Consider the following 12,019-nt stretch of genomic DNA (forward strand, 5'->3'; position numbering starts at 1 on the left):
ATGTTAATTGATTATTGATTTATTTTGTCACGCCTTTGCATTGCGATATGCTTGATGGCGAGTTCTACATTGCCGTCCAGTTCAGCAGCAAGCTGCATCACTTCCATTTTTTCGGTTTCTTCGGTGGTGTAAGCAAGGTATTCCTCCAAACTAACTTCGGTGGCATAGACTGTCGAGTGCGTACCACCTAAGCCTATCCAAACCTCTTTGTAAAGTCGGCTTGCATCGTTGTTCATATTGATAGAAAGTACCTGCCCTTTTTCCTTATCTGTAAGCCCCAACATCGCCTGTATATCATCGAACTTGTTCATATACTTGCGTTGATCTAAGAGGATTTTACAGTCAGAGTTATTGATGATACTTTCTTTGACGATGGGCGATTGGATAATATCATCGACCTCTTGCGTTACGACAATCGCTTCTCCGAAGAATTTGCGAACAGTCTTAAAGAGGTACTTGATGTATTCTGCCGGCTGAACAGGGCATTAACGTAGTGGTACGCCGGAATGATACAGGTCGCATTTACGGAATGACTTTTATAGACCATAATTCTAAAACGGTTTGGAACGGTTCACGCTTAGCAAAGGAACTTTCTGCCAATGTCTTTAATGATTATTGGAACAATAACATCAAACCGGAGATAAAAGAACCTGCTTTACAGCAACCCAAAATATCCACATCAAATGATGCGGATCTTCCTGCGGAAGAAGCACACCATTTGTTCGATTTCTTAACTACGGAAAAACACGAAGACGGTTTGATTGAAGCATTGGGCGGTTTGCTACCCGAAGCCCAGGGCGAGGATTATGAAGAATTGGATTTTGCTAACAAGATGAAGAAGAAACGCAAACGCCAAAGAGGTCAGAAATAGTAATCAGCCAAATACTGCCACACAACGCCACTGGCTGCCACTTTCTTATAGCCACTCCATAGAGCCTTTAAATTCACGCCCGAACATTAAAACTTAAAATAATGCAGGGAGAAGACGATTTAAGAGGGCTTGCCAAGATAATGGCTTTTATGCGGGCAGTCAGTATTCTTTTGGTACTGATGCACCTTTATTGGTTCTGCTACGGTTTCTTTTTAGAACGTGGGTGGACGTTGGAAGTAATCAACAAAATACTGGGCAATTTCGACAGAACGGCAGGTTTGTTCTCACATACCTTATACACCAAAGCATTTGCTTTGGTTTTGTTGGCTTTGAGTTGCTTAGGAACGAAAGGCGTAAAAAATGAGAAGATAACCTGGTCTAAAATTTATGTGGCTTTGGGGGTAGGCTTTGTGCTGTTTTTTCTTAATACCTCATTATTAAAGCTATCTCCGGCAACAGGCACATTTCTGTATATCCTTACCATCTCTTTAGGTTATATCTCCTTATTGATGGCAGGTGTATGGATGAGCCGTTTGCTCCGTACTAACCTTATGGACGACGTTTTCAATAATGAAAACGAGAGCTTCCAACAGGAAACCAAGCTGATGGAAAATGAATACTCCGTCAACTTGCCCACCAAATTTTACTACAAGGGCAAATGGAACAACGGTTGGATAAACATCGTAAATCCTTTCAGGGCATCTATCGTGTTGGGTACTCCGGGTTCAGGAAAATCCTATGCTATCGTAAATAACTACATCAAGCAGCAGATTGAGAAAGGCTTTAGTATGTATATCTACGATTTCAAATTCGACGACCTTTCTACCATTGCCTACAATCACTTACTGAAGCATCGCGACAAGTATAAAATTCAGCCGAAATTCTATGTGATAAATTTTGACGACCCACGCAAGAGCCATCGTTGCAATCCACTCAATCCCGACTTTATGACGGATATTTCCGATGCTTACGAAGCAGCTTATACCATAATGCTGAACCTCAACAGGTCGTGGATACAGAAGCAAGGGGATTTTTTCGTGGAAAGCCCAATTATCTTGCTTGCAGCTATTATTTGGTATCTGAAAATCTATGAAAACGGCAAGTATTGCACATTCCCGCACGCCATTGAATTACTGAATAAAAAGTATTCGGACGTATTCACAATTCTTACCTCATACCCTGATTTAGAGAATTATTTATCGCCCTTTATGGATGCTTGGCAAGGCGGCGCACAAGACCAGTTACAGGGGCAAATTGCTTCTGCAAAAATTCCTTTATCAAGAATGATAAGCCCGCAGCTTTATTGGGTAATGACTGGCGACGACTTCACGCTCGACATCAACAACCCGAACGAGCCGAAGATTTTATGCGTTGGTAACAATCCTGACCGTCAAAATATTTACTCCGCAGCTTTGGGTTTGTACAATTCAAGGATTGTAAAACTCATCAATAAAAAAGGGCAGTTAAAGAGTTCGGTTATCATAGATGAGTTGCCCACAATTTATTTTAGGGGACTGGATAACCTTATCGCAACGGCGAGAAGTAATAAGGTAGCCGTTTGCCTGGGCTTTCAGGACTTTTCGCAATTAACGAGGGATTACGGCGACAAAGAGAGCAAGGTAATACAGAACACGGTTGGTAATATATTCAGTGGTCAGGTGGTTGGAGAAACGGCAAAAAGTTTATCTGAACGCTTCGGCAAGGTGTTGCAGAAACGCCAAAGTATGACCATTAACAGAAATGATAAATCTACTTCGATATCCACACAGTTAGACAGCCTCATACCTGCATCAAAAATCTCAACTTTGACACAAGGTATGTTTGTAGGTTCTGTATCGGATAACTTTGATGAACGTATCGAGCAAAAAATATTTCACGCCGAAATTGTGGTAGATAATGAAACAGTTGCTGCCGAAACAAAAGCCTATCAGAAAATACCGGAAATCCTGTCCTTTGTTGATAAGCAGGGTGAAGATAAAATGAAGCAGGAAATTGAAGCCAATTACAAACAGATAAAATCAGATATACTAAATATTGTTGTAAGTGAAATGGAACGCATCAAGAATGACCCCGATTTACAGCATTTGGTACAGGAGTGATAAAATAAAAGGGAAGTCTAACACCGTCTAACACCTCCCTTTTATTTTGCCCGTATGCTATATTACTACAATATACCACGAGGTATATGAATACCTTTTGCCCGTACAATGCTTTCCTGAACCATTGGGGTTTCTTTCTGCTTTTCCACTTGTTCCGGAGTATCTGCTTTTGTTTCCGGTGTAATGGATAGCTGTATTTTCCTCTCAACAGCAGCCAGTTCCGTTTTAAGTTCGCTCAATCGGCTTTCCTTAGCCCACGTACCGTTAACCACTTCCTGAAGTATGGGCAGGTCTTTTTGTATTTCAGAAATTTTCTCCTGCTCCTGCTTAATAAAGCCCGGCAGCTTTTCTAAAGCCCTCAAAAAATTCATTGCTGCGGTTTCAGGGTCTTTCGCCATTATGCCGTTGTTGTAGGTGTATTTGATGTTGCCCTCGCCCTGAACCAAAAAACGGTTTACCCTAATATCTGCTCCCTCTTTTTCAGAGATTTCAGTTTTAACCAACAGCGTAAAACCATACAAGCTGCCGATTTCTTCATATCGCCCTGCGGTACGAGCTTTATCCGCAATCTGGTTGAGTTTCGTACCGATTTGTTTCGGGTTTGCATTCGGCGGTAAGCCATCCAACAGCACCGGATTTGCGATTGTTCCGTCTGAATGCTTTTGTAGGCGTTGCTGCAAGTTTTCCCAGTCTGTACTCATCCGGTTCAAACGGGATTGGGTACTTTGCAACATTTCCGTATAATCCTGCACCTTAAATTTGGCACTGGATTTAGAACGGTTAAACGCCTGCTTTTCGCTTTCCAATCCGGCAATCTGCTTTTCAAGTTTGGCTTTATCCAACAGGTCTGTATTTCCTGATAGGATTGCCACATATTCCGAAAAGTTCATTCCCGATTTTTCGTCCATACTTCCCTCATCAATCGTTCTTTTGCTTAGGTTATTAGTCTTTAACTGGTCGATAAAAAGTTGCTTGTTATACAGCAGGTTGAACTTATAACTATCCAAAGATTTTTCAACGGCATAGATAATCACAGCAACTTTATTATCAGCGAAGAATTTGGCTATCTCGTTGCCTTTTCGGATAGCCCGCCCGTCCCTTTGTGCAAGGTCGCTCGGTCGCCACGGCGTATCTAAATGATGAACGGCAACGGCTCTTTTCTGTGCATTAACACCCGTTCCCAACATACTGGTAGAGCCGAACAGCACACGGATTTTACCCTCGTTCATTCCGTTGATGAGGTCTTTACGCTGCTTATCATTTTTGGCTTCCTGAATAAACCTTACTTCGTTTGTAGGTATGCCGTGGTCTTCCACGAGCTTGCGTTTTATTTCGGAGTACACATTCCATTCGCCTGGCTTGTAGGTTCCCAAATCAGAGAAAACGAACTGTGTTCCTTTTTGTGCATTAAACTGGTTGTAATACTTGGCAATATTTGCCGCACAATGCGAAGCCTTGTTGTCGGGATGGTCGTCATACATTCCGCTTACCATTCGCATATCAAGGGACATCTTACGGGCGTAGTCCGTAGCAATGAGCATCTTTGCTTTTTCTTCCCTTTGCGATAACGGTAATCTTCCGAGCAAAGTAGCATCGCCCGTTTTAGCAAACTGCATCAGGCTTTGGATAAAATCTTCTTGGTCGGGCGTTGGCGGTATATTGTACAATACCTCATTCTTTTCGGGGCGGTCAATACCAATATCCTTTGCCGTCCTGTAATCTGTGATTTCAGAATAGAACTGTGCCAGTTCCGGCACTTTGATGAAGTAGCGGAAACGCTCTTTAGCGACTATATTATTGGCTACCGAAAATTCATAATCGGTCGTTTTCCTTGCATAGATAGCTGCCCACGCATCAAAAGAATGAATGCCCTGTTTTTCCAATGCACGAGGGCGCAGGTATTTGAACAGCAGGTACAGTTCTGTTAAGGAATTGCTGATGGTTGTACCTGAAAGAAAGGTTGCACCCATATCCGCATTGGTTCGCTCCTGAATGGTGCGGATAGCAAAGAGCAGGTTAAGTGCCTTTTGGCTCCCGTCCACATTACCCAGTCCGGCTACCCTTGTATGACGGGTGTTGAACATCAGGTTTTTGAACTGGTGGCTTTCGTCCACAAACAAATGGTCTATACCCATCATTTTGAAGTCCACAATATCATCCTTGCGGTTTTCAATATCGTGTTGGAGTGTTTTCAGTTTTACTTCAAGATTTTCTTTCCTTTTGATTACACCCGCAAGCATCCCTCTTGTTACTTCCTTACCTTGCGATTGCAGGGCATCGAGGTTGCGCTCTACGCTGTCTAATTCTATTTCGAGGATTTCCTTTTGTATTTCGGGCGATTGCGGTATCATTCCGAACTGGTCGTGCGTGAGTATCACACAATCCCAATCGTTGTTTTTAATATCCCCGAAAATCCGGAGGCGTTTTTGAGGTGTAAAATCATCAATACCTGGATAAAGGATTTTAGCGTGTGGATAGGCTTTGCGGTAGTCTTCAGCAATGGCAGGTATATTCGCTTTCAGCCCAATTATCATTGGTTTATGGGCTAAGCCCAACCGCTTCATTTCCTGTGCTGCTGTACACATTATCAGCGTTTTTCCTGCACCTACTTCGTGGTCGCAGATAGCGCCGTTGTTCAGTTTTATCATCCAAACGGTGTCCTTTTGGCTTGAATACAGGTCTTCAATACCTGCTGCCTTTCGGTCTAATCCCGGAAAGTCCTGATGGCTGCCGTCATAGTTCGGGCGAACAAAACAGTTAAAGGTATCGTTGTATTGGTCGGTCAGCCTGTTTTTAAACTCATCGTTCTGTGCGTGTAGCCAGTCGGTAAAGGCGGTACGGATTTCATCAATCTTGGTGTTCGCCATTTGTATGGCTTCCATATCCCGTACCTTGACCTCTTGGTCGCCAACCATTACTTTTTTGGTAATATCCGGCGTGGTATTGACAAGGGCGTGTTTGAGCAGCGCAATACCATCAAATGTTCGGCTTTCTGCCTTGACTGCATATTTTTCCCAAATGTGCATATTGCCCTGATGACACTTTACGGAAAAGTCGTCGGAGCTTTCCGAATAATGAACCAGTACATCGGCATCAAACAAATGCGAAGCAAACCGGGCATAAATTCCCGTGGGTATCCACCGTTCACCGAGGTTAAAATCAAGTTCCTCAAATTCAATCCGTCTTGGTCGGGCTTCTTCTAAAGCGGTAAGGCTTTCTTTGGCTTCCTTATCATCAGGATTGTTTTCGAGATATGCTCGTACATCATTTGCTTTCTCAACAACATTGCCCGCTATCCACCGTTCAGCAATTTCATATTCCTGTTGTAGCGGATTGTAGAACAACCGCCCGTGCAAGGCTTCTTTCAGCGTATAGGCAGGCAGGCTGCTGATTTCGGACATAAAATCCAAATCCACGCTTCCGTATTTGTTCAGCGATGACGCTAAAGCCTCTTCGGGATTGTCGGTTGCTAATGTGGTAGTAGAAAAACTAACGGGGCGGCTGAATATATCTGCTTTGTGAATTACGCCCCCGATAATACGCTCCAGATACGGTATTTCCTTACCTGCGCTGTCTGTCTTTATGAGCTTGGCATTGTCGGCAGCATTCAGATTGCCGTATTTTTTAGTAAAGGCATCATAAAGGAGGTTCAGCGTTTCCCGTTCTTCCTTGTGTTCGGTTTGCCTTTCAGCTTCTTTTTGATAGAGGTTAATATAACTGTCCCTTACGGCAATATAGGCTTCGGCTCTTGCTTTTTGTAAAGTCGGTAATTGCAATGTATGAAAGGTTGCTGATGATTTTTCTTCGTTTCTTTCGACATCTTGCAGATAACCAACCCAACCATTATCCGCAACAAGGCAATCATTACGGTGGAATGATTGCAGTTCGCCACTATACGGGGTAGGTTCGGGAATGGCGTTATTAATGGCATTGGGAACGGCTGACTTATCAGTCTGGCCATTCCCGTTTATTTGTGAAAACAGGTCGCCAATTGCTTCCTGATTTTTGCTGTTTATCTTTGGAGTACCGTTAGCAGTACCGTTGGTTTTTGGCGGTATATAGGTTTGCTGCAATGCACCACTGAACAGATCGGTTTGGCGACCTATTGTATCTCTGCTTTTTCGGGTGCTTTGCTTTTTGCTTCGGGTAGTTCTTTTGGGTAACGCAATTACGGCAACAGGTTCGCCCGCACTTTCAAACAGGTCGAAAATGCTTAGTTGTTTCAATTCCTGCGGGCTTTCCTGACGGACTACCGGAGTTGGTTCGGGTTGTAGTTTTTGCCGAATGGTTACAGGCTCTATTACCGGAGGTATAACCTTTGGCTCAATCGGAATTTGTATAATAGGCTCATCGTTCCGTTTGCCTTTGTATAAACCCAAATTCAGATGCTTACCGAAATCTTCGGAAAGCATTTGTTTCAAATCTTTGGCAATCCCATCAACACCATTTTTATGCGTATAGATTAAGGCAGGCTGTCCGTATGGGTCAGTATCTAATTTGTAGTCTGTATGCACAATCCTTGCACTGTTTTGAAACAAGGCATTGCCTGGTGTATTGTATTCGGTTGGATTGCTTCGGCAAAACAGATCTTCCCTGTCGGTCAGATTTTCTTTTGCCGTATTTTTTTGCAGGATAATCAGGTCGCTTCCCACTTCCGTACCTGCATATTCTGTAAACAGGTTGTTAGGTAATCTTACAACCGATACCAAATTATTATCCTGCATTAACGCCCTGCGTATGGGTTCGTTTTTAGGGCTGTTCAATATGCCTTGTGAAGTGATATAAACTAACAAACCACCCTCACGGAGCATATCAGCACCTTTCAGAAAGAAGTAATTGTGTATGCTTCGGGCAGCCTGTATTTTTGCATTGTCCTTGCTTCGGGAATAAGAAAGGTCGAATACGGAAGTATCGCCAAAAGGAATGTTACTGGCTACTACATCATAGCTGTTTTGTTCCCTTTCGGGAATTTCCTCAAAACCGCTTACACGTACATTGCTTTCGGGATAGAGCTGCTTTAAAATCTTGCCTGTCAGCAAGTCCTTTTCATAGGCAGTAACATTGGCTTTTTGACTTTCCGAAAAGGATTGTATGAATGAGCCGATACCTGCGGAGGGTTCGAGGAATTTATCAATATGCAGACCGCTATCCCGCAAGGCTGATGAAATGGCATCTATGACCTCTGGCGGGGTATAAAAAGCCGTTAAAACAGAACTTTTCATACTATCCACATACCTGCGGTATTGCTTATCGTCTTCGGAATTTTCTTTGAGTAGTTGGTGGAGTTCCTGCGTAATCGGAAAGAGGTCGTGTTCCGTTTTTCTCCAATTATTGATGTCTATTTCATTTTCAAAGGGGTTCAGAACGAATTTAAGACCGCCAAATCCGCTGTATTGCATCATTAGCAGTCTTTCGCCTACGGTGGCTTGCCGTTTCTCCTTTTCCAGTTTAAAAACAATTCGCAGGGCATCAATATTCTGTTGGAGATGGAACCGCTTACTGAAGCCCATTTTCCTCAATCCATATTGCGATGGTTCCGGTCAGTTCGGTATAGAGTAAATCGAACTCAAACCCGTGGATGAAATCATCGGTTAATTCATATCCTGCAAATACAGGTTCGCAAACAGGAAACATTTTCAGGGCGAACGGTCGCAGTTCCTCATCTGCCATTATGGTATCAAACTCATTGCATACCACTTTAAAAACCGTGTCGAACTTGGAGAAGTGTAAGCCCTCAAACAATATGTAATTAGCTATTTCATTGCATTGCTCTAAGGCGTTTCCCGACCGGAACGCCCCCTCATAAGCGTTGGCAGCCCACGAAGACCGTTGGTCTATAAATTTTTGGTCGTGTACCTTTTCGGGGAAGCTGCTGTTTAATAATTCTTGCAGTCGTAATCTGAAATACGATAGGTCTTTTTGCTGTACGTCCATACTATATTTTGTTTAGAATTTTACTTAAATCCTAAAATTATAAGCGAAAGCAAATGCCTTTGTGAATGTTGCAGGGTTTGGCTTTGAGAGGCGGTATTTGGCGTAATGGACAATAAAAAACCTCTGAAAAATTCAGAGGTTCATTTTTATGGCTTGTTAAGGATTTGGAGCATCCTGCCGACTTCAATATCCATTCGAGAAAAGGCAAACCATTTTTTGCCCAGGTCTTTGAGCGATGCCCCTATATGGTAAAGCTCTGTATTGTCAATAATTAAAAAACGGTCGTGGGCATCGGAGAAAATCTCAATATCTATTACAGTATATTGGCTGTTGTAGCGTTGTAAATCCAACCGTAACTGGTGACTGATACTTTTGGTAAGGATAGTGGCAGTTACATTATCATTGCGCTTACCCAATAAAGTAAGCACCGTATCATCCACATAATTATCAAGCAGGATAATGGAACTTCCGGCACTACGGATAATATCAGAAACAAAAGCATAGGCATCAAAAACCTGTCCGTTGTAAAAGATACCTTTTTCGCTGTGCAGCTTGTCGCTTTCCAAAGCCTTAAAAATCTCTTCAAATTTTTGGTCGGCTTCCAGTTGTTTCAATTCAATATTATCTAGCCGATGAAACAAAGAAGCATTGCTAATGAGCATACGCCGCATTTCTACAAAGGCTTCCATTATTTGAACACTCATTCTTACCGCTATGTCCGAACGGAGTATGGCAGATGCCATTGCAACCCCCTGTTCGGTAAAAGCATAGGGTAAATAACGTCTGCCACCGTAATTTAAACTTGAGGTTCCAAATTGGAACCTCAAGTTTTCAACTTCCTTTTCAGTCAGTTGAAAGCAGAACGAAGCAGGAAAACGCTCGATATTCCGTTTTACGGCTTTGTTGAGGTTCTTTGTTTCCACCTGATACAAGGCAGCAAGGTCACTATCCAACATTACTTGTTTGCCCCGAATAGTATAAATCAGGTTCCTTATTTCTTTGGGTATAATAGACGATTTATTTTCCATTACGCTTATTGCTTTTGTTTTTTTCAAACTCAAAGGAGGTTTCTGCATTTTCTTTCAGCACGATATAAGCATCGAATTTCTTTCCGGCTTTGCTCGTCATTCCTTTGATTAAAGCCGTTTTACCCTTATTGATAAGGCTTACAATATTTTCGATACTGATTTGTACCCCGCAGACGGTACGGAACTGCACCCAATTACAAGCCTCATCAGAACATTTCACAATCTTGTCACGAATGATGAGTTGCTGACTTTTGCATTTCGGACAGGTCAATTTTGGCTGATTAGTATTTGCAATAGAAGTTTGCAGCAGTTCATCGGTAATAGATTTCGCATAGGTTTCCATTTCCTTTTGAAATGCTCCGGCATCCGCTTCGTTGTTTTCAATTTTCTGCAATGCCAGTTCCCATTCTGCGGTCATAGCTACATCTGCAATCTTGCGTTCTTTAACAAGCCCGTACACCTGCAATCCTTTTTCTGTAGGTATTAAAGAACGCTTATCCCTTTGGATATAATTACGGGTAAACAAGGTTTCGATAATGGCGGCTCTTGTAGCCGGAGTACCAATACCAATATTTTTCAGGGCTTTCCGTTCTTCCTCGTTTTCAATTTCTTTTCCGGCGGTTTCCATAGCCGATAGAAGCCCGGCTTCGGTATAAAGGACTGGTGGTTTGGTCTGCTTTTCCAAAACGGCAGCTTCTTTTATTTTGAGTTCATCGCCTTTAGTCAGTTCGGGTAGTTCCTGCACTGGCTCTTCGCCATCATCGGTAAAACTTCCTTTGATGGAACGCCAACCTGCTTCCTGAATTTTACAACCTTTTGCCGTAAAATCGTAGTGCAACACCTGCAATGATACATCGGTTATCTCTTTGACACAGGCTTGTGATATGGCTTCGAGCAGGCGAAGTGCAATCATATTGTAAATCTTATCTTCATCTGCATTCAGTACAGACGGCACTTTGTCGGTAATCAATAAACCGTGATGGTCCGTTACACGGAGGTCATTCACGATACGTTTATTGAACCGTCCCCATTTGATTTTGGTAAGGGCTTGTTTGCAATCTTCACGGTTCTGCAATGCCCGCACAAGGTTGGGAATTTCTGCCCACATATCTTCGGGTATGTATTTGCTTCCGGTACGGGGATAAGTAATAAACTTCTTTTCGTACAGGCTTTGCGCAATATTGAGCGTTGCTTCAGCAGATAATTTCAGCCTTTTGTTGGCTTCTTTTTGCAAGCCCGTCAAATCAAAAAGCAAGGGCGGTTGTTCTGTAACGCTTTTGGTTTCTACCGATGTAACGGTTGCAATTTCATTGCGCTGAATGGCTTTCAGCGTATCATCAGCAAGATGCTTTTCATCCCACTTGGTAACGGAAATACTTTTGAAATCAACCTGTGCTTTGTGATGTAGCAATTGTATCTGCCAATATTTCTTTACAGAGAAATTTTTGTTTTCGAGATAGCGTTTGCATATCAAAGCCAACGTCGGAGTTTGCACTCTTCCGAGCGAGTAAATACCATTGCCTGCGGCAATGCTCAACGCCTGTGTAGCGTTGATGCCTACAAGCCAATCGGCACGGCTTCTGCCTTGTGCAGCCTGATATAACCCGTCAAATTCTTTTCCGTTTTTAAGGTTGTCAAAGCCCTGCCTAATTGCCTTTTCTGTAAGCGAACTAATCCAAAGGCGTTCAAACGGCTTGTTGCATTTCAGGTATTCATAAATGTACCTAAAAATGAGTTCGCCCTCACGACCTGCATCTGTCGCCACGATAATGCTATCGCTTTTATTGAACAATTCTTTGATTACTTTCAGTTGCTTTAATGCGCCAGCATCGGCAGTATAGCCTTTATCTTTTTTGACTTTGCGAACGGTCAATAAAAACGGGTTAGGCAATATAGGCAAAGCGGCTTTGTCAAATCCCGTAATCCCATAATCTTCGGGCATTCCCAGTCCTATTAAATGACCGAATGCCCACGTAACAAAATAGCCGTTACCTGTCAGGTAGCCGTCCTTTTTTTCAGATGCTCCCAACAAGCCGGCTATCTCCCTTGCTACGCTTGGTTTTTCTGCTATAATTGTTTTCATACTG

At 42.7% G+C, this 12,019-nt stretch carries 5 protein-coding genes and 2 pseudogenes; 2 read left to right on the plus strand and 5 right to left on the minus strand.

All coding sequences use genetic code 11. From position 1 onward, the window contains the following. Positions 1-11 precede the first annotated feature (11 nt). Positions 12-470 (minus strand): annotated as a pseudogene (locus GSY47_RS23995) (TraG family conjugative transposon ATPase); the annotation flags it as partial. 2 nt (positions 471-472) lie between these two features. On the opposite strand from GSY47_RS23995, the pseudogene GSY47_RS24000 reads away from it, so the two are divergent. After that, a pseudogene (locus tag GSY47_RS24000) lies at positions 473-871 on the plus strand (conjugal transfer protein MobB); the annotation flags it as partial. A 101-nt stretch (positions 872-972) separates the two neighbouring features. Further along, on the plus strand, positions 973-2,970 hold the full coding sequence (gene mobC, locus GSY47_RS24005) for a conjugal transfer protein MobC (protein WP_109568746.1): 1,998 nt from the start codon (positions 973-975) through the stop codon (positions 2,968-2,970). Positions 2,971-3,035: 65 nt separating this feature from the next. Here the strand turns inward: mobC and GSY47_RS24010 are convergent, their stop codons facing one another. The 4 genes from GSY47_RS24010 to GSY47_RS24025 form a co-directional block, all read right to left on the minus strand. Further along, a complete protein-coding gene (locus tag GSY47_RS24010; protein ID WP_213189190.1) occupies positions 3,036-8,480 on the minus strand; it encodes an N-6 DNA methylase in 5,445 nt (1,814 codons plus the stop codon). Beyond that, a complete protein-coding gene (locus GSY47_RS24015; protein ID WP_066434609.1) occupies positions 8,467-8,904 on the minus strand; it encodes a DUF1896 domain-containing protein in 438 nt (145 codons plus the stop codon). Before GSY47_RS24015 ends, GSY47_RS24010 begins: the two co-directional genes overlap by 14 nt. 146 nt (positions 8,905-9,050) lie before the next feature. Then, entirely contained in the window at positions 9,051-9,932 is an 882-nt protein-coding gene (locus GSY47_RS24020; protein WP_109568747.1) for an ORF6N domain-containing protein, read from the minus strand. After that, complete coding sequence (locus tag GSY47_RS24025; protein ID WP_213189189.1) at positions 9,922-12,015, minus strand: type IA DNA topoisomerase; 2,094 nt, start codon at positions 12,013-12,015, stop codon at positions 9,922-9,924. Before GSY47_RS24025 ends, GSY47_RS24020 begins: the two co-directional genes overlap by 11 nt. Positions 12,016-12,019 lie beyond the last annotated feature (4 nt).

The sequence above is a fragment of the Flavobacterium quisquiliarum genome, assembly GCF_019308285.1.
GTDB classification, from domain to species: Bacteria; Bacteroidota; Bacteroidia; order Flavobacteriales; family Flavobacteriaceae; genus Flavobacterium; species Flavobacterium quisquiliarum.

Bases quoted from the DNA above. Each gene is read 5' to 3' on its own strand.
- GSY47_RS24025 (WP_213189189.1), bottom strand. From the start codon at position 12,015: ATGAAAACAATTATAGCAGAAAAACCAAGCGTAGCAAGGGAGATAGCC.
- mobC (WP_109568746.1), top strand. From the start codon at position 973: ATGCAGGGAGAAGACGATTTAAGAGGGCTTGCCAAGATAATGGCTTTT.
- GSY47_RS24020 (WP_109568747.1), bottom strand. From the start codon at position 9,932: ATGGAAAATAAATCGTCTATTATACCCAAAGAAATAAGGAACCTGATT.
- GSY47_RS24010 (WP_213189190.1), bottom strand. From the start codon at position 8,480: ATGGGCTTCAGTAAGCGGTTCCATCTCCAACAGAATATTGATGCCCTG.
- GSY47_RS24015 (WP_066434609.1), bottom strand. From the start codon at position 8,904: ATGGACGTACAGCAAAAAGACCTATCGTATTTCAGATTACGACTGCAA.